The sequence below is a fragment of the Streptomyces rubellus genome (assembly GCF_036323805.1).
In the GTDB taxonomy this organism is placed as follows: domain Bacteria; phylum Actinomycetota; class Actinomycetes; order Streptomycetales; family Streptomycetaceae; genus Streptomyces.
In genome coordinates, this window is record NZ_JAZDCX010000001.1 from 396,038 (window position 1) to 418,200 (window position 22,163).

Annotated in this window: 17 protein-coding genes; 13 read left to right on the plus strand and 4 right to left on the minus strand. The window is 72.3% G+C overall.

Annotated features, from left to right (window positions below; genetic code table 11):
• Positions 1-3 precede the first annotated feature (3 nt).
• The 3 genes from V1L54_RS01655 to V1L54_RS01665 are packed head-to-tail and all read left to right on the plus strand — an operon-like array spanning position 4 to position 4,490.
• Entirely contained in the window at positions 4-1,593 is a 1,590-nt protein-coding gene (locus V1L54_RS01655; RefSeq protein WP_330115968.1) for a glycosyltransferase family 4 protein, read from the plus strand.
• Positions 1,590-3,200: a glycosyltransferase family 2 protein gene (locus tag V1L54_RS01660; protein WP_330115969.1), complete on the plus strand. Its 1,611-nt coding sequence runs from the start codon at positions 1,590-1,592 to the stop codon at positions 3,198-3,200. The genes V1L54_RS01655 and V1L54_RS01660 overlap by 4 nt, the downstream gene beginning before the upstream one ends.
• A gap of 6 nt (positions 3,201-3,206) precedes the next feature.
• Positions 3,207-4,490: a nucleotide sugar dehydrogenase gene (locus V1L54_RS01665; RefSeq protein ID WP_330115970.1), complete on the plus strand. Its 1,284-nt coding sequence runs from the start codon at positions 3,207-3,209 to the stop codon at positions 4,488-4,490.
• Between the two features lie 216 nt (positions 4,491-4,706).
• On the opposite strand, the gene V1L54_RS01670 is transcribed toward V1L54_RS01665, so the two are convergent.
• Positions 4,707-4,928, minus strand: a complete 222-nt coding sequence (locus V1L54_RS01670) for a hypothetical protein (protein WP_330115971.1) — start codon at positions 4,926-4,928, stop codon at positions 4,707-4,709.
• Positions 4,929-5,760: 832 nt separating this feature from the next.
• Between V1L54_RS01670 and V1L54_RS01675 the strand changes: the two genes are divergently transcribed.
• A complete protein-coding gene (locus V1L54_RS01675; RefSeq protein ID WP_330115972.1) occupies positions 5,761-6,075 on the plus strand; it encodes a hypothetical protein in 315 nt (104 codons plus the stop codon).
• Positions 6,076-6,331: 256 nt separating this feature from the next.
• On the plus strand, positions 6,332-6,901 hold the full coding sequence (locus tag V1L54_RS01680) for a DUF6461 domain-containing protein (RefSeq protein ID WP_330115973.1): 570 nt from the start codon (positions 6,332-6,334) through the stop codon (positions 6,899-6,901).
• 55 nt (positions 6,902-6,956) lie between these two features.
• Here V1L54_RS01680 and V1L54_RS01685 read toward each other — a convergent pair whose 3' ends face one another.
• Together V1L54_RS01685 and V1L54_RS01690 are read right to left on the minus strand one after the other, a co-directional pair.
• The gene (locus V1L54_RS01685; RefSeq protein WP_330115974.1) at positions 6,957-8,168 is read right to left on the minus strand and encodes an acyltransferase family protein; all 1,212 of its coding nucleotides are present in this window, start codon (positions 8,166-8,168) and stop codon (positions 6,957-6,959) included.
• Positions 8,165-8,782, minus strand: a complete 618-nt coding sequence (locus V1L54_RS01690) for an acyltransferase (protein ID WP_443076447.1) — start codon at positions 8,780-8,782, stop codon at positions 8,165-8,167. The genes V1L54_RS01685 and V1L54_RS01690 overlap by 4 nt, the downstream gene beginning before the upstream one ends.
• A gap of 276 nt (positions 8,783-9,058) precedes the next feature.
• Between V1L54_RS01690 and V1L54_RS01695 the strand changes: the two genes are divergently transcribed.
• The 3 genes from V1L54_RS01695 (at position 9,059) to V1L54_RS01705 (ending at position 14,089) form a co-directional block, all read left to right on the plus strand.
• Positions 9,059-10,552, plus strand: a complete 1,494-nt coding sequence (locus V1L54_RS01695) for an SDR family NAD(P)-dependent oxidoreductase (RefSeq protein WP_330115976.1) — start codon at positions 9,059-9,061, stop codon at positions 10,550-10,552.
• Between the two features lie 2 nt (positions 10,553-10,554).
• Positions 10,555-12,621, plus strand: a complete 2,067-nt coding sequence (locus V1L54_RS01700; RefSeq protein ID WP_330115977.1) for a CDP-glycerol glycerophosphotransferase family protein — start codon at positions 10,555-10,557, stop codon at positions 12,619-12,621.
• A gap of 217 nt (positions 12,622-12,838) precedes the next feature.
• The gene (locus V1L54_RS01705; RefSeq protein WP_330115978.1) at positions 12,839-14,089 is read left to right on the plus strand and encodes a glycosyltransferase family 2 protein; all 1,251 of its coding nucleotides are present in this window, start codon (positions 12,839-12,841) and stop codon (positions 14,087-14,089) included.
• Between the two features lie 70 nt (positions 14,090-14,159).
• Here V1L54_RS01705 and V1L54_RS01710 read toward each other — a convergent pair whose 3' ends face one another.
• On the minus strand, positions 14,160-16,325 hold the full coding sequence (locus V1L54_RS01710) for a CDP-glycerol glycerophosphotransferase family protein (protein ID WP_330115979.1): 2,166 nt from the start codon (positions 16,323-16,325) through the stop codon (positions 14,160-14,162).
• Between the two features lie 286 nt (positions 16,326-16,611).
• Here V1L54_RS01710 and V1L54_RS01715 point away from each other — a divergent pair, with 286 nt between their 5' ends.
• The 5 genes from V1L54_RS01715 to V1L54_RS01735 all read left to right on the plus strand — a co-directional run bounded on the left by V1L54_RS01715 (position 16,612) and on the right by V1L54_RS01735 (position 22,081).
• The gene (locus V1L54_RS01715) at positions 16,612-17,793 is read left to right on the plus strand and encodes an acyltransferase family protein (protein ID WP_330115980.1); all 1,182 of its coding nucleotides are present in this window, start codon (positions 16,612-16,614) and stop codon (positions 17,791-17,793) included.
• Between the two features lie 170 nt (positions 17,794-17,963).
• A complete protein-coding gene (gene proB, locus V1L54_RS01720; protein WP_330116131.1) occupies positions 17,964-19,130 on the plus strand; it encodes a glutamate 5-kinase in 1,167 nt (388 codons plus the stop codon).
• Between the two features lie 233 nt (positions 19,131-19,363).
• Positions 19,364-19,837 (plus strand): DUF8830 family protein, encoded by a 474-nt coding sequence (locus V1L54_RS01725; protein WP_443076431.1) that lies wholly within the window; start codon positions 19,364-19,366, stop codon positions 19,835-19,837.
• 95 nt (positions 19,838-19,932) lie between these two features.
• Positions 19,933-21,240 (plus strand): glutamate-5-semialdehyde dehydrogenase, encoded by a 1,308-nt coding sequence (locus V1L54_RS01730; RefSeq protein WP_330115981.1) that lies wholly within the window; start codon positions 19,933-19,935, stop codon positions 21,238-21,240.
• An 82-nt stretch (positions 21,241-21,322) separates the two neighbouring features.
• Positions 21,323-22,081 (plus strand): SCO2584 family spore wall biosynthesis protein, encoded by a 759-nt coding sequence (locus tag V1L54_RS01735; RefSeq protein ID WP_330115982.1) that lies wholly within the window; start codon positions 21,323-21,325, stop codon positions 22,079-22,081.
• Positions 22,082-22,163 lie beyond the last annotated feature (82 nt).

Below are 22,163 nucleotides of genomic sequence, written 5' to 3' on the forward strand. Positions count from 1 at the left end.
CTGATGGAGCTCGACAACCTCCCCGGGCGGCGCCCGGGGACCCGCGGCCGGATCGTCATGCTCGTCGACAACACCGTCAACGGTGACTCCCGGGTCCAGAAGGAAGCCCGCTCGGCCGCGGCGGCGGGCTGGGACGTCATCCTGCTCGGGAGATCCCCGAACAAGCACGAGCAGCGCTGGAAGCTCGGAGATGCGGAGGTCGTCCTCCTCCCGGTGCCCACCCCGCTGGGCAAGCGCCGCCACGAGTACCGCCGGGCACCGCTGCGTTCGCCGCTGGCCTACCCGTCCGGCAGGCTCGCCGCCTACCGCCGGCAGTACATGAAGGCCAGGCGGGTCGATCTGAACGTCCGGCTCGCCCAGGCGAAGCTCAACGGCTCGGCCCTGGCCAGGGTCGCGCTGCTCCCGCCCCGGGTGACGGCGAAGATCGCGAGCAAGTGGGTCGCGGTCCGCTGGAAGCGCACCCGGGCACTGGAGCAGCGGCGCAAGGAGATGACCTCCCCGCTGGACCGGTTCACCACGGCCTTCTGGCTCAAGACCATGGGGGACCGGGCCTGGCGCAGGCTCGACCCCGGCCTGTGGGACTACGAACTCGCCTACGGCAAGGTCATCGACGCCCTCAAGCCCGATCTGGTCCATGCCAACGACTTCCGCATGCTCGGCGTCGGGGCCCGGGCGACGCTCCGGGCGCGGGCCCGGGGAGGCCGGGTCAAACTGGTCTGGGACGCGCACGAGTTCCTGCCCGGGATCAAACCGTGGAACAGCCACCCGCGCTGGCACCCGGCCCAGTGCGCCCACGAGCGGGAGTACGCGAAGTACGCCGACGCCGTGGTCACGGTGTCGGAGACACTCGCGGACATGCTGATCGAGGAGCACGGTCTGAAGCAGCGTCCGTCCGTGGTGCTCAACGCGCCCGACGCCGACCTGCCCGCCAGCCCCGACGGGGAACCCGTGCCGGACCTGCGCGAACTGTGCGGCATTGGACCGGACGTCCCGCTCACCGTCTACAGCGGTGCGGCGGCCCCGCAGCGCGGTCTCGACATAATGATCGAGTCCCTGCCGCGGCTGGAGGGCGTCCACGTCGCGCTGGTCGTGCTCCGCCCGACGACCGGCTACGTCGCCGAACTGCTGGTCCGGGCCGAGGAACTGGGCGTCGCGGACCGGGTGCACGCGCTGCCGTACGTCCCGCACTACCAGGTGGTGCCGTTCCTCTCGGCCGCCGATGTCGGGGTCATCCCGATCCACCACTGGCCGAACCACGAGATAGCCCTGATCACCAAGTTCTTCGAGTACTCCCACGCCCGGCTGCCGTTCGTGGTCAGTGATGTGAAGACGATGGGCGACATGGTCAGGCAGACCGGCCAGGGCGAGGTCTTCCGGGCGGAGGACCTGGACGACTACGTGCGCGCGGTCCGGGCCGTCCTCGCGGACAGGAAGCGTTACCGGGCCGCGTACGACGCTCCGGGACTGCTGGAACAGTGGACCTGGAAGGCCCAGGCCGAGATCCTCGACACCGTCTACAGCGGTCTTGTGCCGGGCAGCGCTCCCGCCGCGCGGGCCGAGAAGGCCGCGGGTACCGTCGGGGCGGTGGCATGACGCCTGCTCCGGACGTCAGTGTCATCGTGGCGGTCTACAACACCATGCCGTACCTCACCGAGTGCCTGGACTCGCTGGTCGGGCAGAGCATCGGGCTGGACCGGCTGGAGATCGTCGCGGTGGACGACGGCTCCACCGACGACAGCGGCAAGGAGCTCGACCGCTACGCCGAGCGCTACCCGGACACCGTCAGGGCCCTCCACCAGGCCAACTCCGGCGGCCCGGCGGCGCCCAGCAACCGCGGTCTGGAGCTGGCGAGGGGGCGGTACGTCTACTTCGTCGGCTCGGACGACCGCCTCGGCCTCGAAGCGCTGGAACGGCTGGTGACGGCGGCCGACGAGTACGGTTCCGACGTCGTCGTCGGCAAGATGGTCGGCACCGGCGGCCGGTACGTCCACCAGGCGCTCTACAAGAGCACCGAGAAGGACGTCGGCCTCCACGACTCGGCGCTGCCGTGGACCCTGGCCAACACCAAGCTGTTCCGGCGCGAGCTGGTGGAGCGGCACGGCCTGCGGTTCCCCGAGGACATGCCGGTCGGCAGCGACCAGCCGTTCACCATCGAGGCCTGCGTACGCGCCCGGCGGATCTCGGTGCTGGCCGACTACACGTACTACTACGCGGTGCGCCGCGAGGACGCCGGCAACATCACCTACCGGGCGAACCACCTGTCCCGGCTGGAGTGCACCGGGAAGATCATGCGCCACACGGCCGGACTGATCGAGGCCGGCCCGGAGCGGGACGCCGTCCTGCGGCGGCACTTCACCTGGGAGCTGGCCAAGCTCTTCCGGCCGGACTTCCTGGAACTCGACCGGGACACCCAGGAGAAGCTCTGCCGGGGCGTCGCCCGGCTGTGCGACGACTACCTCACCGACGCCATACGCACGAAGATGGGCGTCAAGGAGCGGCTGCTGATCTCCCTCGCCCAGCGCGGCGAGACCGACGCCCTGCGGGAGGCCGTGCGCCACGAGGCGGAGCACGGCGCGCCGCCGTTCCTGCTGGAGGACGGACGCGCCTACGCCTGCTACCCCGGCTTCCGGGACGCGGAACTGGCCGCCCCGGACGACTGGTTCGAGATCCTGGAGGAGGCCGTCTCGGGCCGGCTGGGCAAGGGCGTCGAGGGGCTGGGTGCCGAATGGCTGCCGGACGGCAGGCTGTCGGTCACCGCGCGGATCGGCGTCACCGGCGACACCGGCTCCGTCAGCGTCCGGCTGGCCGACCGCGCCATGCCCAAGAGCGCCGACAAGCCAGGTGCCCGGAGACTGCCGGACGGCCACGAACTCCCGCGGCACACCGGGGAGACCACCACCGAGCCCGACCCCGGCGGCGCGGGCACCGTGGTGCGCGCCCGCGTCCCCGTACCCGCCGGGACGGGCCGCTGGGGCGTACGCCTCTACCTGGACGTGGCGGGCTCGACGTACGAGATCCCGGTGCCCGCCGCCGAGGGCACCCTGCTCCACACCAGCCGGTGGGTCCGCAGCCGCCTCCACCGCCACACCGCGACAGCGAACAACAAGGGCCGGCTGGTCGTCACGGCGACCGCCGTCCCGCCGCGCCACGCACTGGCCTCGGGCCTGCGGCGCCTGGTGCCGGGCCTCGGAAGGAAATAACCAGCCATGCAGATCTGTGTAGTAGCCCTCGGCAAGATCGGGCTTCCGCTCGCCGTGCAGTTCGCCGACAAGGGCCACCGGGTGATCGGCGCCGACGTCAACGAGAAGGTCGTCGAACTGGTCAACGCCGGGGTGGAGCCCTTCCCCGGCGAGGCCGAACTCGACGTCAAGCTCAAGGCGGCGGTGGAGGCCGGACGGCTGTCCGCCACCACCGACACCGCCGCCGCGGTGGCCGAGTCCGAGGCCGTCGTCGTGGTGGTCCCGCTGTTCGTGGACGCCGAGGGCGTGCCGGACTTCGGCTGGATGGACTCGGCGACGAAGGACATCGCCCGCGGTCTGCGGCCGGGCACCCTCGTCAGCTACGAGACGACGCTGCCCGTCGGCACCACCCGGGGACGCTGGGCGCCGATGCTGGAGGAGGGCTCCGGCCTGCGGGCCGGCGCGGACTTCCACCTGGTCTTCAGCCCCGAACGGGTGCTGACCGGGCGGGTCTTCTCCGACCTGCGCCGCTACCCGAAGCTGGTCGGCGGCATCGACGAGGCCTCGGCGAAGCACGGCACGGAGTTCTACGAGGCCGTCCTCGACTTCGACGAGCGCCCCGACCTGGACCGCCCCAACGGGGTGTGGGACCTGGGCTCCGCGGAGGCCTCCGAGCTGGCCAAGCTGGCCGAGACCACCTACCGGGACGTCAACATCGGGCTGGCCAACCAGTTCGCGCGCTTCGCGGACCGCAGCGGCATCGACGTCCAGAAGGTCATCGAGGCCTGCAACACCCAGCCGTACAGCCACATCCACCAGCCGGGCATCGCCGTCGGCGGCCACTGCATCCCGGTCTACCCGCGCATGTACCTGTGGAACGACCCGGAGGCCACCGTCGTGCGCGCGGCCCGCGAGGCCAACGTGGCCATGCCGTCGTACGCGGTGGACCTGCTGGCCGCCGCCTACGGCGACCTGACGGACGCCGGCGTACTGGTGCTGGGCGCGTCCTACCGGGGCGGGGTGAAGGAGACGGCGTTCTCCGGGGTCTTCGGCACGGTGGAGGCCCTCAGGGCCCGCGGTGCGGTCCCGTACGTCTCCGACCCGATGTACGGCCCCGAGGAGCTGGCCGGGCTGGGGCTGACCCCGCACCGCGGGGAGAAGGTCACCGCGGCGGTCCTCCAGGCCGACCACGCCGAGTACCGCGAGCTGTCCGCCGCCGACCTGCCGGACGTCCGCGTCCTGGTCGACGGCCGCCGCACCACCGACCCGGCCCGCTGGGAGGGCGTCCGCCGCGTCGTCATCGGCGGCTGACCGCAGGATCACGGGGGGCGAGGGGCGAACGTATGAGGTGGCCGGTCACCGGCGGGGCCGGATAGGCCTGCTCCCATGCGGTGTACGGGGTGTATGGGCTGAAGGCCCGCCTGCCGGCGCTGAGAGAGCCAGGGGGTGGTTCCGCGGTTGGCCCGCGGAACCACCCCCTGGGAGTTTCCTCGGCAGGCGGGCCGCCCGCCGGCCTTCAGACGCCGGTCAGCAGGCGATGTCGATGACGATGGGGTTCGTGGCGCCGTCTCTGCCGTTCACCGTGAGAATCGACTGGGCCGAGTCGTAACCACAGCGATCACCCACCGTGGGGTCGAAGCAACCACGGCGGAAGCCGGGGTTCAGAGTCGACTCGTGACAGCTCGCGTCGCCGCCGAAGTTGGTGACGGTCGTCCCGGAGAGCCTGATCGGCCTGTCGGCGTTGTTCACGACGACCAGAACGGCCTGCTCATCGCCGTACCGGTTGTGGACGATGCAGGTCTGGAAACCGCCTCCGTCGGAGACGGCGTGGGTCTGAGTCGATTCGCAGGACCAGTGGAGTCGGTGTTTACTTCCTGCCAGTAGGGAGCAGCGGAAACCGGTGTTGCCGCGAAGGCCGCACCTCCCAAGGCTGCGGTGGTCAGAGCAATTCCTTTGGCAATTCGGTTCACTGAACCTTCTCCCGGGTTTGGCCAAAACTCTGAAGTGGCTTTTCCGTAGGGATGTGCTCTGGGTCCCGTCAGGCCAGGCGCTTTCGGTGGCTGACGCAAGGGAATATCTGGAATCCGTTCTTCCGTTTGTTCCGGTAATGGCTGACAAGTGACCGGCGGATCGCGGTGTGAAGCCGGTTCCAGGTGGCTCGGACGGGCCCTGACGCCCGCTGGGCGAAGGGGAGCACCGCCTCGGTGAGCACCTGTCGGATGCCCCTCGAAATCCTTTGAGAGAACCCAGCGGTATGGCTCGGTTCGGAAGGTGTTCCGACAGCGGTCCTTGTGGCGGAAACTCTGTGGCGCCTCGGAGGCAAGCCGACCCAAGGCTGGAGGGGGACAGTTCTCTGTTCGATGGCCGGGCACGATTGACCCGGTAATGAGTTCGCCTTGGTGTTCTCCACCGCCGAGCGGTGGTCTCGGAGGGTTCCGCCGCTCAGCCCGGGCGGTGTGCTCATTCGGCAGTGAGGAGAAGGACTGTGCGTCGTCTGCTGGCTCTGCTCGCCGCGGCTGTCACTTTTGTCATGGCTGGAGGTGCGCCCTCCTTCGCCAGCGACACGGTGAAATGGAAGCCTGTGGACACCAGGTCCAACTGGGTCTGTGGTAACCACCACCACAAGGTGTCCGTGAACGTCAACTTCAAGAAGTGCATCGTCATAAACGACGACCTCGATGCACAGGCTGTGCTGGTCGTACAGAACAAGGCAAGCGTGGCCGTCACGATCGAAGGGGAGACCTTCACCAACTTCGGAGGGAACGAGGACTGCGCCGTCTCGACCCTCAACCCGGGTTTCACCCGAGGTTGCTTCGGGCCCACCAGACACCTCGGCGGGACCGGCCCGATGGCCGAGGTGCGGCTGAACCTCAACACCGTCGACGACTGGCTGTAACGGCGGTCCCGGGCCGGGGCAGGCCACGAGAGGATCCCCGGACCGCTCCGGAGACCCTCTCCCGTTCCTCACCGGGGAACAGCCGGTGGGGTGTGCTGAACGAGGAGCCGAGCCCGGGCGATCAGGGCGTCTCCGGAGGCGGCCTCCCCGATGGCTGACCGGCTCCCCCCGTCCTGAAGACCGCGCTGTTCCCTGTGCGGCTCGCCCCAATTCGGACGAGCCGCACAGGCGAAAAGTCAGAACGACAGGGGCCGCTGTGATTTCATCCGAGAACTTGAGCTGGACGTACGACGAACTGGTGTGCTTAAACCTCGTGCGTGGGAAGACTCCGGGCGGGGTTCTGAGGCATTACGCTGCGGCTCCCTCCCAGGCCTGGATCATGACGAGGCAGCAGGCAGATCGGGAGTTTGGACACCACCCCGACAGCGGGACGGTCCTGCGTGCCGGGCTCGCCGGGTCCTGGTCGTTCTGCCTGGAGAACTGGGAGCCCGTCGGATTCGGTCCGGGCATCCTCGAGCGACTCTCGTCCGGAACGGACGCCATTCACTACCTCCGGAACCCCCAAGGGGGAGATCTCGTCGAGCACTTGCGGGACGGGGACATCGTGCAGAGCTTCGAGCTCGGCGTCCCCGGACCCCTTCCTCGGCAGGCCGCTCCCCTGGGCCTCGCCGAGGCCTTCAGAAGAGGGGTGAGTACTCGTCCCTACGGCGACGACGGCTACGACGAGATCTGGGCTGTCCTCAGCGACCTCACCGGTGTTCCGCTGGATGACGGACTCGTCAACGGCCCGCTGCCGACGGTTCTGCGCAGGAATCCCCACGTGTAGCGGCCCCGCGCGTCTGACACGGCAGCCACAGTTCGTGATCCCGGCGGTTCACAGGTCATGACGGCGGCAGTGGCGGTGTCGCTCCAGCGGCGGCAGCGGGCGGCTGCGCGGCGTTGGCGGGCACCGCCGCCTCTTCCCGGGGGGTGCTCCGGCCGGTACCGGAGGGGAGGGATGTCGGGCGGGGAGCAGGGGAGGGGCCGTGGCGGCGCAGCCAGCGTTCGGCCGGGTGTTCCAGGAACTGGTAGCACAGGCCCGCCAGGGCCAGGCTGGAGACGATGACCAGCAGCCAGACGGCGGCCGTCCCGGTGGTGGACTCCGGGCGCGCGTCCATCAGGTGCAGGACAGTGCGGATGACGATCTCGTGGACCAGGTACCAGGCGAAGGACCAGTGCCCCAGCCGGATCATCCAGGGGCTGCCCAAGTAGGTGCGCGCCCCCCGGAGGTCGGCGTGCGCGGCCGCGGCGACCAGGAGCGTGAACAGCGGTGCCGACAGGAACTGCGAGGCGGTGTACGGGCTGTACCAGAGCGCGTCGGGCACCGCGTTCGACCAGGGGATGAGTGCCAGGTGCCAGCCGGCCACCAGGGCGGCGGCCCATGGCAGCGAGACGGGCGGGTGCCAGCCGCGCTTGACCGCCAGGCCCGCTACCACGCCCAGCACGAACTGGAGCGAGCGGGTCAGCGGGAAGTAGTCCAGGAACCACAGGCGCAGCAGCCGGTCGTCGATCTGCGAGGAGGCCAGCCAGACCAGCACCGCGCCGGCCGAGACGGCCACGGCCGTCCACAGCCAGACCCGGGAGCGGCGCGCGGCCAGCAGGAGCAGCAGTGCCGGGAAGACGAGGTAGAACCACGCCTCGTCGCTGAGGGACCAGGCCGCCGGATTGCCGCCCTTGAAGACCACCGGCTCCGGCGACCAGGCGTGCACCAGCAGCAGCGAGGCGGCCACCGCCTTGAGCGACACCGCAGCGCCGATCAGCACGTACACGCCCACGGACAGGGCGGTGGTGGCCGCGTGCAGCGGCCAGACGCGGGCGGCGCGGCGCCACAGGAACACCGTGGTGGAGACCATGTTCCCCTGGTACGTCCAGGCCAGCACGAAGCCCGACAGGACGAAGAAGAACGTCACACCGCTGCGTCCGTACCAGGCCGCCTCGCTGATGCCGGGCACCACGCCCACCTGCCGGGACAGGTGGTAGACGACCACGAACAGCGCGGCCCAGAAGCGCAGTCCGGTCAGGGACGGCAGCCGGTCCCGGGAGGGAGTGGTCACACCGCCCCGTCCGTCTCCGGCAGCTCCGCCAGCGTCACCGTCCCGTCCTCGGCGGCACTTTCCCGGTAGCGGGTCCCGCTCTGCGGGCACTCCCACTCGCCCGGTGCGTCCGCCCGCTCCGCCAGCCGCACCCCGGCCCGGCCGACCCAGCCGATGCGGCGGGCCGGCACCCCGGCCACCAGGGCGAAGTCCGGAACGTCCCGGGTGACCACCGCGCCGGCGGCGACCATGGCCCAGCGGCCGACCCGCACCGGCGCCACGCACACCGAGCGGGCGCCCAGCGAGGCGCCCTCGGCGACGGTCACCCCGACCGCCTCCCAGTCGCCGCCGCGCTTGAGTGCGCCGTCGGGGTCGACCGAGCGGGGGTTGTGGTCGTTGGTGAGCACGACGGCCGGGCCGACGAAGACGCCGTCGCCCAGCTCGGCGGGCTCGTAGACCAGGGCGTAGTTCTGCAGCTTGACCCGGTCGCCGATCTTCACGCCCGTCCCGACGTACGCCCCGCGCCCCACGATGCAGCCTTCGCCGAGCCGCGCGCCCTCGCGGACCTGGGCGAGCTCCCACACGGTCGTCCCGTCCCCCAGTTCCGCGGTCTCGTCGACCTGGGCGGTGGGCATGATCCTGTGACTCACTGCGGTGCCTCTCCGTCTCCGGCTCGGTATCCCCGGGGCTCCGGTTTTTCCGTCGGGTGAGCATACGACGGGGCCGTCACCGGGCCGCACCGCCGTCTCCGCGACGCCTTCGGCGGGGCTCCGGTTGCGTGGGGAGCATCGCAGTTGGATGAAGTCGGGGTTGCAGTATGGTGCCATTGAGTAGGCCTGCGCATGAAGCCCGGTGGCTCGGGTGAAACCATTGCCCTTTGATTCTGGAACAGATCTGTAGGTAGGTCCTCTGTGTCCGAACACATAGCCAAACCCCGCACCACGGCCGTCGTGCTCGCCGGCGGTACGGGTCAGCGGGTGGGGTTGTCGGTCCCCAAGCAGCTGCTGAAGATCGCCGGCAAGACCGTGATCGAGCACACACTCGCCATCTTCGAGCAGGCCGAGGGCATCGACGACGTGCTCGTGCTGATGGCACCGGGCTATGTGCAGGACGTCGAGAGGATCGTCTCCAAGGCGGGACTGCGGAAGGTCGCCGCGGTCCTGGAGGGCGGCACCACCCGGAACGAGACCACCGAGCGCGCCATCGCCGCCCTCGGCGAGGGCCTGGCCGAGGGCGAGGACCGCAACGTCCTCTTCCACGACGCGGTGCGCCCCCTGCTCTCCCAGCGGGTGATCGCCGACTGCGTCGCCGCCCTCGACCGCTACAAGGCCGTCGACGTCGCCATCCCCTCCGCGGACACGATCATCGTGACCCGCACCCACGGCGAGGACGGCGAGTTCATCACCGACATCCCGGACCGCTCCCGGCTCCGCCGCGGCCAGACCCCGCAGGCGTTCAAGCTCTCCACGATCCGCAGGGCGTACGAACTCGCCGTCCGGGACCCGAACTTCCAGGCCACCGACGACTGCTCGGTGGTCCTGCGGTACCTCCCCGACGTGCCCGTCTACGTGGTGCCGGGTGACGAGTACAACATGAAGGTCACCCAGCCGGTCGACGTGTTCATCGCCGACAAGCTGTTCCAGCTCGCCTCGCACACCGCCCCCCAGCCGGGCGACGACGCCGCCTACCGCGAGCTGCTGAGGGGCAAGACCCTGGTCGTCTTCGGCGGCTCCTACGGCATCGGCGCCGACATCGCCGCGCTGGCCGAGCGGTACGGGGCGAAGGTCTTCGCGTACGGCCGCTCCACCACCGGCACCCACGTGGAGAACCCGGAGGACGTCGACGACGCGCTGTCGAAGGCGTACGCGGAGACCGGGCGCATCGACTACGTCGTCAACACCGCCGGGGTGCTGCGCATCGGCAGGCTGGCCGAGACGGACAACTCGACCATCGAGGAGGCGCTGCGGGTCAACTACCTGGCGCCCATCCAGATCGCCCGCGCCGCCCACAAGTACCTCGTGGAGACCAAGGGGCATCTGCTGCTGTACACCTCCAGCAGCTACACCCGCGGCCGTGCCGAGTACAGCCTGTACTCCTCCGCCAAGGCGGCGCTGGTCAACCTCACCCAGGCGCTGGCCGACGAGTGGAGCGCGGAGGGCATATCCGTCAACTGCGTCAACCCCGAGCGCACCGCGACGCCGATGCGCACCCAGGCGTTCGGCCAGGAGCCCGCCGACTCCCTGCTGTCCTCCGAGGCCGTCGCCCGCACCTCGCTGGACGTGCTGCTGTCCTCGCTGACCGGACACGTCATAGACGTCAGACGGCAGGACCCGACCCGGGACGCCGGGGCCTCCGGCTTCGAGCACGCGCTCGCCTCCGTCCTGGCCCGGGAAGAGAACGTCTGACCGTGACAGCGACCGCCATACGCCTGGCCAGGGTGCAGACCCGCAAGGAACTGGCCGCCGTGCTGCTGATGGTGCTGGCCTACCCCGGCATGGCACTCGCCGCCCTGCTGCCGAACGCCTGGGCCTTCGCCGGGTTCGCCGCCGCCGGCTACGCCGGGGACGCCTACCTGTGCCACCGCGACACCTACCTGACCAAGCTGCTGCGCAGGCTCGGGGTGGGGGTGGACAGCCGCTTCCTGCTGCGGGAACTGCTGCTCCTGCTGCTCCTGGCCCGGCTGGGGCTCCCCGACGAGACCGTGGTCTACCCGGCGCTCGCGTGCTTCGTGGTCTTCCACGGCCTGGGCGCGCTGCACCGCACCGTGATCGAGCTCATCGCGCGGCGCCGCACCCTGCCCTTCGCCAGCCGCAACATCGACCTGTCCGGGCTGCGCGTCCCCGACGGGCCGCCGCGCCGCCTGGTCGACAACGCCGCCGGCCGGCTGATGCACTGGGACCTGTTCGCGGTCACCGGCCTGCTGGCCACCGCGTTCACCGACACCCCCGCCTACGGCCTGGCGGGCTGCGCGGCCACCGTGCTGGCCGCGCTGGCGCGCACCGCGCTGCTGGCGCCGTACACCCGCCCCCGGCGGCTGCCGCCCCGCCGCGAGAAGGCACTGGCCTTCGTCGACGAGTGGCTGCGCGACTACCGGCCGACCACGGTGCTGTACTTCTCCGGCTCCCGGGAGTCCGCCTACCAGGTCAACATGTGGCTGGAGACGGTGTCCCAGCTGGAGGGCCGGCCGCTGGTGGTGCTGCGCGAGAGGTTCATCCTCCCGCAGCTCGCCTCCACCACGGTGCCCGTGCTCTGCGTGCCCGGTGCGGTGCATCTGATGAACCTGGACCTGTCCTCGGTGCGGGTGGCGCTCTACCCGGCCAACGTCGGCAAGAACATCCACCTGCTGCGGGTGCCGACGATGAAGCACGTCTTCGTCGGCCACGGGGACAGCGACAAGATCGCCAGCGTCAACCCGTACAGCAAGGTGTACGACGAGATCTGGACGGCCGGACGGGCGGGCCGGGACCGCTACGCGCTCGCCGACGTGGGCGTCCGCGACGAGGACATCGTCGAGGTCGGCCGCCCGCAGCTGGCGTCCATCCGGACCCGGCGGGACCTCCCGGACGGGCACATCCCCACCGTCCTGTACGCGCCGACCTGGGAGGGCTGGTCGGACGAGCCGGGCAACACCTCGGTCATCCTGGCCGGTGAGAACATCGTGCGCCGCCTGGTCGAGAGCGACCGGCCGGTGCGGGTGCTCTACAAGCCCCACCCCTTCACCGGGACCCGCAACCGCGCCGCCGGCGCCGCCGACCGGCGGATCGCCGCGCTGATCGCGACGGCCAACGCGAAGCGGGCCGCCGACCCGCGCTGGGCCGAGGAGACCAAGCGCACCGCGGCCGACCGGGAGCGGGCGAAGGCGGAGCTGACCCGGATCGAGGCGCGGCTGAGGGAGCTGGGCGGCGCCGCCAAGGAGTTCCGGGACGAGGCGGTCGCCTCCCGCGACACCCAGGCCGCCCCGGAGCGCGAGGCGGAGGTGGCCCGGCTGCGCGAGGAGTGGAACGACGCCTACTGGCGCTCCTTCGGCTGGTGGGAGCACCGGGTGATCACCGGCCCCGAGCCGCGGCTGTACGACTGCTTCAACGCCTCCGACGCCATGGTGTCCGACATCTCCAGCGTGGTCTCGGACTTCATCGCCAGCGGCAAGCCGTACGCCGTCGCCGACTCCGCCGGCCTGGGCGCCGAGGAGTTCAAGCGGCAGAACACCGCCGTGCGCGCCGCGGTGATCCTCGACAACAGCGCCGAGGGGATCGGGGAGCTGCTCGACGCGGTCGAGGCGAGGGGCGACGATCCGCTCGCCGAGGCGCGCCGGGAGCTGAAGGAGTACCTGCTGGGACCGGACGAGCCGACGGCCCTCCAGCGTTTCGACGCGGCCGTGCGGGCGCTGGCGGCCAAGGCCGAGGTCCGCAACCAGGGCCAGCTGGTGGGCAGAGGGGCCGAAACCGGTGCGAACACCGGGAAGGTGCCGTCGTAGTGTCTCTGTAGTGATCGTTCCGCCGAAGGGTGGAAGAGCGATGTGGCCCCGGCCGGACCCACTGAGCGGTCCGGCCGGGGCCCTTCGTGTCCGGTGCCGCGTCCGGCGGATCCCCCGGGGGGCCACCGGCGTCTCACTGGGGCGGGGGAGCAGCTGACGCTCCGGACCGGGGCGTGGCCATCGAGGGGAGAAACATGACCAACGAGGGGGGAAAGGCATGAGCGAGTCCGGTTCGGCGGCCGATGTGCCCGGCGTACCCGACGTGACCGTGATCGTCGGTGCCTACGAGGCCATGCCGTACCTGGTGCGCTGCCTGGAGTCGGTCGAGGCGCAGAGCATCGGCGCCGGCCGTCTCGAACTCGTCGCGGTGGACGACGGGTCCACGGACGGCACCGGTGAGTACCTGGAGGAGTTCGCGGCGCGGACGGCGGTCCCCACCCGGGTGGTCCGGCAGAAGAACTCGGGGGGGCCCAGCGGTCCCCGGAACACGGGCCTGTCACTGGCGCGCGGCCGTTACGTCTTCTTCCTCGACGCCGACGACCACCTCGGCGTCGAGGCGCTGGAGCGAATGGTCGCGATGGCCGACCGCAACGGCACCGACGTGGTGCTCGGCAAGGTGACCGGGGTCAACCGGGGCGCGCCGAAGTCCATGTGGCACCGCACCCTGGAACGCACGGACGTGTTCTCCTCCAACGCCAGGTTCACGCTCAGCGCGCAGAAGCTGTTCCGGCGCGAACCACTGGAACGCCACGGCATCAGGTTCCGGGAGGACCTGCGGACCGGTGAGGACGCCGCGTTCACCATGGAGGCGTACCTCCGGGCCGACGGGCTCTCGATCACCGCCGACTACGTCTGCTACTACCTCGTCGGCCGCGAGGACGGCAAGCACGTGACGAAGAGCGGCGGCCACGCCTTGCGCTTCGACTCCGCGAGGGTGCTGATGGAGCTGATCGCGGACCTGGTGCCGCCCGGGGCGAAGCGCGACAGGCTGATGGTCCGTCCCTTCGTGGTCACCCTGCTCCCGCAGTTCGGGCCCGTCCTGCTGAGGCAGAGCGAGGAGGTGCGGCGCCACAAGCTGGAACTGGTCCGGCCGCTGTGGGAGACCTACTGGACCGGGGGCGTCGCCCGTTCGCTGCGGGTGGACGAGCGGCTGCGGCTGTACTGCGCGGGCCGCGGCCTGCTCGGTGAGCTGCTGACGGTCCTGGAGTTCATCCGGGACAAGAAGGCCGCCCCGGTGGTCGTGGATCCCCGGAAGCGCGCGGTCTACCTGGCGTACCCCTTCTTCCGGGACCCGGCCGCCGCCATCCCCGACGAGGTCTACGAGGCCACCAGGGACCGGCTCCCCGCGAATCGGATCCGGTGGGAGGACACCCGCGGGCGGACCCGGCGCGCCGCGCGCCGGGTCCTCGGGTCGAGGCTGAGCAGGACGGCGGTACGGCTCCGCGACAGGCTTCGCGCCGCCGCCTGACGGCCCGGCGGCCGCGGCGCCCCGTGCGGCGGGGCACCACGGCCGCGGAAGGGCACCGGCACCACCGGGGTCAGGTGGTGACCGGGTCCTCCGTTGTTCCGCCGGAGTCCGGCTCCCGGTCCTCCACGGGATCCGCGGCGTCGGCCGCCGTGCCCATCGCCGTACCGGCCGCCGTGCCGTACGGCGAAGCGTCCTCCGGCCGCGGGTCCGGCCCCGGCGACATGCGCGCGCGGCGCCGGTCGGCGGCGGCGCACAGCGCGGCGGCGGCCTGCCGGAAGCGGACGGCCGACGGGGGCTCGGCCGGGCCCAGCAGGTACTCCTTCAGCTCCGCCCGGGCCCGGACCAGGGTGTCCCGGGCCGGGTCGCGGACCGACTCCAGCAGGGCGGGGACGCCCGCGGCGTCGGGCGTGAGGATCACCGCCGCCCGTACGGTCGGGAAGGCGGCCCGGAACTCCTCCTCCGGCAGCCCGCCGGTGTTGGCGACCGCGTACGGCTTCTCACTGGCCAGGTAGTCCGAGACCACGCTCGACACGTCGCTGATCAGCAGGTCGGCCTGGTTGAAGCAGGAGTAGAGGGCGGGCCGCGGGCCGGTGACCACCTGATGCTCCCACTCGGGGAAGGACGCCCAGTACGCCCTCTCCCAGGCGGCCGTCGCGGCCGCCACCCGCGCCGCCCGGTCCTCGCCGGGGGCCGACTGGAGCAGCATCCGCTCCACCTCGTCCGCGGACCTCCGGAACGCCGTGGTGGTCAGCTCGTCCAGCTCGGCGGTACGGCGCGCCAGCTCGGCGGCCGCCTCCGGGTCGGGGCGCGGCCCGGAGCGGGCGGCGTTGGCCTCGGCGATCAGCCGCCGGACACGCTCGTCGGCGCGGGCGGCGCGCGGGTCCACCGAACCGGTCATCGGGTGCGGTTTGTACAGCAGCCGCACCTTCGGGTCCGCGAGCAGCGCGCGGACGATGTTCTCGCCCGCCAGGACGATCGAGGTGTTGCCCGGGTCGTCGGTCCAGCCCTCCCAGGTGGGGGCGTACAGCACGGTGGTGAACCCGTCCGTGGCGGGCGGTCCGGCGTACGGGCGGATCGGCGCGAGCTGGGGGCGGCCGATCTCGACCACGTCCCGGTCGTCGACGCCGATGTCGGCGAGCCGGTAGCGTTCCCGGGCGGCCGGGCCCGCCACCCACACCTCGTCGTACGCCTTGGCGTAGGGGTTGCAGCTGGAGAGCTTGTCGCTCTCGCCGTGGTTGGTGAAGGCGTGCTTGATCGTCGGGACGCGCAGCACCTGCGAGGTCTTGCCGGAGTTCGACGGATGCAGCATCGCCTTCAGCGGTGAGTGCTCCAGGCGCATCAGATGGGCGACCTTCGGGATGCACACGATCGGCACGTCGGTGGCGTCGATCCGCTGCACCATGAACCGCTCGCGGAGCACGATCAGCGGGTTGCCGTCCAGCGAGGCCAGCGGCGCCAGCCACATGTTCGCCTGGTAGGCGGAGGCGGGACCGCCGGAGAAGTACATCGCCACGGCCGGGCGGTACCGTGCCAGCCAGTCGTCCAGCCAGGCCAGGGCCTCCTCCTCGCCGACCGGGCGCCGTCCGGGCAGCAGCCGCAGGGCCAGCCGGGCCGTGCCGCCCAGGAGGAGGGCCAGGCAGACGCCGACGCCGGCGGCGCCCCAGCGGGCGTCCGCCGTCACCGCGGTGGCCAGCAGGCCCGCGGTGGACGGCAGGGAGAACAGCAGCAGCCGGCGGCTGGGCTGCCGGGTCAGGATGCGGGGCGGCGCGGGGGACAGCCGAAGCTCGGAGGCGTCGATGTTGCGGGTGACGAACGGCAGGGTGCGGGTGCGCCGGACCAGCAGCGCGACCGCCTGGCAGCCGAAGTGGGCCGCGTAGCAGCCGAGCAGCGCGAGGGCGAGCGGCCGCTCCGCCGCCGGGTCCACGCCGGGGAGACGGACCAGCGCCACGACGATCAGCATGTCCCGGAGGAGCTGGCGGGTGGTGACGTCGAAGCGGAGTCTGCCCAGCCAGGACAGCACCCGCGGCTGGACGCGGAAGAGGTACAGCTCGGCCGCCGCCCCCGCCGCCGAACCGGCGACCAGCAGCGCGCCGTGGGGGAGCAGGGCACCGGCGAGCTGGGTGAGGAACGCCGCGAGCAGCAGGACCGGCGCCGCCGCGAGCCGGACGGCGGAGGACAGGGCCGGGGGCACGGCCGGGGACTCGGGGGAGGAGCGCCGTTCGGGGGGCGGGGACATGACGGATCCTCTCCGGGACGACACTGTGCGAAAGAGACTCACGGCTGGGAACGAACCAGGCCTCCCATGGGTCACGCCCCGGGGACCGGGCCGTGTGACTGATCCGCAGTTCCCCGGGTAAGCGCGGTCATGCCGGCCGGCTCCCCGGTTCTCCCGCCGGGCCCGCCCGCCGCCTCCCCGGCTCCTCCCGGTTCCGCCTGGTCCCGGACCGGACGGGACCGGCGGGCCACGGAGGCCGGCGACCCTTTCGTTATGGCTCCGTACCCGGGTGGTTATGATGCGACGGATGACTTCCCCCAGCCACGGACGAGCCCATCCCCCCACGGCCGCCGGCGGTACGGGTGAGCCGGTGCCCGACGCCTCCGCTCCCGCGGCCGGGCACCGGGAGGACACCGGTTCCCGGTCCCGGGACGCGTTCCTGGACAACGCGAAGTACCTGGCACTCGTGCTGGTCGCGGTCGCCCACGCCTGGGAGCCGCTGCGCGACACCTCGCGCGCCACGGAGGGTCTCTACCGGTTCGTCTACGTCTTCCACATGCCGGCCTTCATCATCATCTCCGGGTATCTCTCCCGGAGCTTCGAAGGACGGCCGAACCAGCTCAGACGCCTGGTCACCGGGGTGATCGTGCCGTATCTGATCTTCGAGACGGCCTTCACCCTCGTGATGCGCTGGGCCGACACCCCGGACAAGTCGTTCACCGTACTCAACCCCAACTACGCCCTGTGGTTCCTGATCGCCCTGTTCATCTGGCGGCTGACCACACCCCTGTGGAAGCTCCTGCGCCATCCGCTCGCCGTCAGCCTGGTGATCGCTGCGCTGGCGTCCGCCACCCCCAACATCGGCGGCGACCTCAACCTCCAGCGGGTGCTGCAGTTCCTCCCCTACTTCGTGCTCGGCCTCCAGCTGAGGCCCGAACACCTCGGGACGGTGCGCCACCGTACGGTCCGGCTGCTGGCCGCACCGGTCGCCGCCGTGGCACTGGCGGTGGCGTACTGGAGCGTCCCCCGGGTGGAGCGCAACTGGGTCTTCCGCGGAGCCGGCGCGCAGGAACTGGGCGCCCCCTGGTGGAGCGGCCCGGTGATGACCGGGCTGCTCTTCGGCGCCGCCGTGGTGCTCACCGCGTGCTTCCTGGCCTGGGTGCCGTCGCACCGGACGTGGTTCACCGCGCTGGGCGCCGGGACCATGTACGGCTATCTGCTGCACGTGTACCCCGTCCAGCTCTCCCGGGTCTGGGACTGGTACGAGCCCGGGTGGGTCGACTCGCCCGCCGGCCGGATCGTGGTCACCCTGGCCGCCGCCGCGACGGTGACCGCGCTGTGCACGCCGCCCGTCAGACACGTCTTCCGCTTCGCCGTCGAGCCGAGGGCGCAGTGGCTGTTCCGGCAGGACGCCGCCGCCGCCGCGCGCAGGCGCCTCGCCGCGGAACGCCCGGCCCGCGAGGAGGAGCTCGTCCGGGCGGCCCGCTGATCCCTCCCGCCGGGCTCGCTGCTCCCCGCGTGCCCCGCCGCCGCCCGCGCGCGAGGATGGGTCCGACGGGCGGAACGGCCGCGCGGACGGGCGCGCGGTTGGCATAGATTGCCGCCTTGACCGGTGCGGACGCACTCGGACGGCACGAGGAAGAGCAGGGGGCGGCACGGGTGGCCAGCGCAGAGGCCGGCACGGCACGGGATCTCCGGCAGGACGTACGGGACGCCCGCAGGATCGTGGTGAAGATCGGGTCCTCCTCGCTCACCACGGCCGCGGGCGGCCTGGACGCGGACCGGGTGGACGCCCTGGTGGACGTGCTCGCCAGGCATGTCGCCCCGGCGGGGGGCGAGGCGGCGGGCCGGCAGATCGTCGTGGTCTCCTCCGGCGCCATCGCCGCCGGGCTGGCCCCGCTGGGCCTTCGGCGGCGCCCCCGTGACCTGGCCCGCCAGCAGGCCGCCGCCAGCGTCGGTCAGGGCCTGCTGGTGGCCCGCTACACCGCCTCCTTCGCCCGGTACGGCCTGCGCGTCGGCCAGGTGCTGCTGACCTCGGACGACACCAGCCGCCGCGCGCACTACCGCAACGCCTACCGCACCCTGGACCAGCTGCTGGCCATGGGCGCGGTGCCGATCGTCAACGAGAACGACACCGTCGCCACCGACGAGATCCGCTTCGGCGACAACGACCGGCTGGCCGCGCTGGTGGCCCATCTGGTCCGCGCCGAACTGCTCGTCCTGCTCTCGGACGTGGACGGCCTGTACGACGGGAACCCGGCCACCGCCGGCACCTCCCTCATCGAGGAGGTGCACGGGCCGCGGGACCTGGCGGGGGTCGAGATCGGCAGCGTCGGCCGGGCCGGGGTCGGCACCGGCGGCATGGTCACCAAGGTCGAGGCGGCCCGGATCGCCGCCGCGGCCGGGATCCCCGTGGTGCTCACCTCCGCCGTCCGGGTCGCCGACGCCCTTGCCGGGCGGCACACCGGCACGTACTTCCACCGCACCGGCCGCCGGTCCGCCGGACGGCTGCTGTGGCTGGCGCACGCCTCCACCCCGCGCGGCGCGCTGGTCCTGGACGACGGCGCGGTACGGGCCGTGGTGGAGCGGCGCACCTCGCTGCTGCCCGCCGGACTGGCCGGGGTCGAGGGCGAGTTCTCGGCGGGGGACCCGGTCGAGCTGCGGGACGCCGCCGGGCGGGCCGTCGCCCGCGGGCTGGTCAACTTCGACGCCCGCGAGATCCCCCGGCTGATCGGCCGCTCCACCCACGACCTCGCCCGCGAGCTCGGACCCGCCTACGAGCGGGAGGTCGTCCACCGCGACGACCTGGTGCTGCTGCGCCCCTGAGGTCCCCGGGCGCCTCCGGCGGCTCCGGTGTCCCCGGCACACCCGGTGTCCCCGCCCTCCCGGCCGCCCCCGGCGGGGCGTCATACCCGGGCGAGATCGGCAAAAGCTCGGTCTTTCCACGGACACCTTCCCGAAAACCGCCACACGCCGGGCCGGAGCCTGGTCAACTTTGCTTCGTGGGCCGTGCGGGACGGCGGCCCGCCGTACGGGCGAACGGAAGCGGGAGGCCGCCGGTGAGACGACTGACCAGCGTCGGCTCGGGGACTCCCCGGCGGAGCGAGGGGCCGGAGAACCCCTCGCGGAGCGGGGAGCGGAGCCCCTGGGCCGGGCCGGGTCCGGGGGAGGGGAGCGACCGGCACCGCGGGGCGTCCCGGCTGTGGCACGTCACCCTGAGCGTCTCCGGGGCGGAGGTGCCCCTGAAGGAGGTCAGACGGGCGCTCGAACAGCTCGCCCACGACCACCCCTTCCTGCTGACCAGCCGCTACGCGAACGACCACGCCGAGATCCGCTACTGGGAGGAGGCCCGCGACCTGCACGACGCGGCGGCCGTGGCCCTGCGGCTGTGGGGCGAGCACCGGGAGTCGGCCGGGCTGCCGCCGTGGGAGATCGTCGGCCTGGAGGTCATCGGGCGCGAGACGTACCACCAGCGGGTGGCGGAGGGCTACGGCCCGCCGCCCGCCGTCCCGGTGGGCGTCCACCCGTTCTGACCCCGCGGCGGCGTCCGGCGGCGCCCGCCCGGCACGTGTCTCGGAGTGCGGACTTTCCGCCGGAAACCGCTCGCGCGCTGGCTAGGCTTGCGGACATGAGCCGCGCATCGCAGACCTCCGCCGTGACCGACCCCGCGACCGATGCCGGGAGCGTGACCGGGACCGCCCGCCGCGCGAAGGAGGCGGCCGCCGCGCTCGCCCCGCTGCCGCGCACCGCGCGGGACGGCGCGCTGCTCGCGATCGCCGACGCGCTGGTGGCCCGTACCGACGAGATCGTCGCCGCCAACGCGGCCGACGTGGCGAAGGCCCGCGCCGCCGGGACCCCGGAGTCCACCGTCGACCGGCTGACCCTCACCCCCGAGCGGATCGCCGCCATCGCCTCCGACGTGCGGGAGGTGGTCGCGCTGCCCGACCCGGTCGGCGAGGTGGTGCGCGGCTCCACCCTCCCCAACGGCCTGGAGCTGCGCCAGGTGCGGGTGCCGCTCGGGGTGGTCGGGATCGTCTACGAGGCGCGGCCCAACGTCACCGTGGACGCCGCCGTGCTGTGCCTGAAGTCCGGCAACGCGGTGCTGCTGCGCGGCTCGTCCTCCGCGTACGCCTCCAACACGGCCCTGGTCGCCGTGCTGCGCGACGCGGTGGCCGCCGCCGGGCTCCCGGCCGACGCCGTCCAGCTCGTGCCCGGGGAGAGCCGCGACAGCGTCAAGGAGCTGATGCGCGCCCGCGGCCTGGTCGACGTGCTGATCCCGCGCGGCGGCGCCGCCCTGATCAGGGCGGTCGTGGAGGAGTCCACCGTCCCCGTCATCGAGACCGGCACCGGCAACTGCCACGTCTACGTCGACGGCGGCGCCGACCTCGACACGGCCGTGGAGATCCTGGTCAACTCCAAGGCGCAGCGACCCAGCGTCTGCAACTCCGCCGAGACCGTGCTGGTGCACGCCGACATCGCTGGCGCCTTCCTGCCGCGCGCCCTGACCGCCCTGACGGAGGCCGGGGTGACCGTCCACGGCGACGAGGCCTGGGTGCGGGCGGGCGCGGCCGAGGGCGTGAAGGTGGTGCCCGCGACCGACGAGGACTGGGAGACCGAGTACCTCTCCTACGACATCGCCGCCGCCGTGGTGCCCTCCCTGGACGACGCCGTGGCGCACATCCGCCGCTGGACCTCCGGCCACACCGAGGCGATCGTCACCTCCGACACCGCCGCGGCCCGCCGCTTCGTGTCGCTGGTGGACTCCACCGCCGTCATGGTCAACGCCTCCACCCGGTTCACCGACGGCGGCCAGTTCGGCTTCGGCGCGGAGATCGGCATCTCCACGCAGAAGCTGCACGCCCGCGGTCCCATGGGCCTGCCGGAGCTGACCTCCACCAAGTACGTCGTCACCGGCGAGGGCCACGTACGCGGCTGATCCCGGCGGGCCCCCGGCCGGCGGGCGAGACGAATCCCCGTTATCCCTGCCCAAACTCCTCCGGCCGGTCTACGCTGGACGGGTGCCGGAGGATGTGGGGGGCCAGCCGTACCCGAACGGCGAGGAGCCCGAGGACCGCGACCGCACGGCGGCGGACGACGCGTTCGCCTCCGTGGTCTTCGACGAGTCCTTCGTCCGGGCGGCCCCGGTCCACGAGCCCACCGCCGCCGAACGCATACTCGCCGCGGCCCAGTCCGCCCAGGAGACCGAGGCGGCGGTCGCGTACGAGGAGCAGTACGGCTACCGGCCGCTGCGGGACGACCCGGAGGGCTCAGACCACGACCCGGACGCGGACGAGGACGAAGGCCGGTACGGCAGGTACCGGTACGGCCGGGTGGAGTTCGTGGACCGCGTCGACTACGTGGAGTACGTGGAGGACGCCGAGTATCCCCAGGACGCCGGCTTCGCCGCGTACACCGAGGACTACGAGGACTGCGAGGACGGCCACCACGGCCACGCCCGCCGCTCCTACCGCGGCCATGCCCGCTGGCACCGGCCGGTCGCCTGGGTGCTCGCCGTGGTGATGGGCGTCGGCATCGTCGGGCTGGCCTTCGCCGCCGTCTACCGGGGCGCCGCCGGTCACCGGCAGCAGCCCCCGACGCCGCCGCCCGCGACCACCGGTGTCAGCGGGGTCAGCGGTGCGGACACTTCGTCGGTCGGCGGTTCCGGGGCGCTCCCGCCGCTGTCCACCCGCCACATCACGTCCTCCCTGCGCCACCCGGCACCGCGGCCGGTCCCGGTGCCGCAGGCCCCGCGGGTGTCCTCGGCCGGGAAGCGGTAGGGCCCGGGCGGGTGGGCCACCCGGCGGACTTTCCGAAAAACTGGCTTGTCAGGACGTTTGCGAACCTTTCCGCAGACCTACC

Coding starts and splice junctions, on each gene's coding strand:
- V1L54_RS01660 (WP_330115969.1), top strand. CDS start 1,590: ATGACGCCTGCTCCGGACGTCAGTGTCATCGTGGCGGTCTACAACACC.
- V1L54_RS01705 (WP_330115978.1), top strand. CDS start 12,839: ATGAGCGAGTCCGGTTCGGCGGCCGATGTGCCCGGCGTACCCGACGTG.
- V1L54_RS01665 (WP_330115970.1), top strand. CDS start 3,207: ATGCAGATCTGTGTAGTAGCCCTCGGCAAGATCGGGCTTCCGCTCGCC.
- V1L54_RS01715 (WP_330115980.1), top strand. CDS start 16,612: ATGACTTCCCCCAGCCACGGACGAGCCCATCCCCCCACGGCCGCCGGC.
- V1L54_RS01710 (WP_330115979.1), bottom strand. CDS start 16,325: ATGTCCCCGCCCCCCGAACGGCGCTCCTCCCCCGAGTCCCCGGCCGTG.
- V1L54_RS01655 (WP_330115968.1), top strand. CDS start 4: ATGGAGCTCGACAACCTCCCCGGGCGGCGCCCGGGGACCCGCGGCCGG.
- V1L54_RS01690 (WP_443076447.1), bottom strand. CDS start 8,782: ATGCCCACCGCCCAGGTCGACGAGACCGCGGAACTGGGGGACGGGACG.
- V1L54_RS01730 (WP_330115981.1), top strand. CDS start 19,933: ATGAGCCGCGCATCGCAGACCTCCGCCGTGACCGACCCCGCGACCGAT.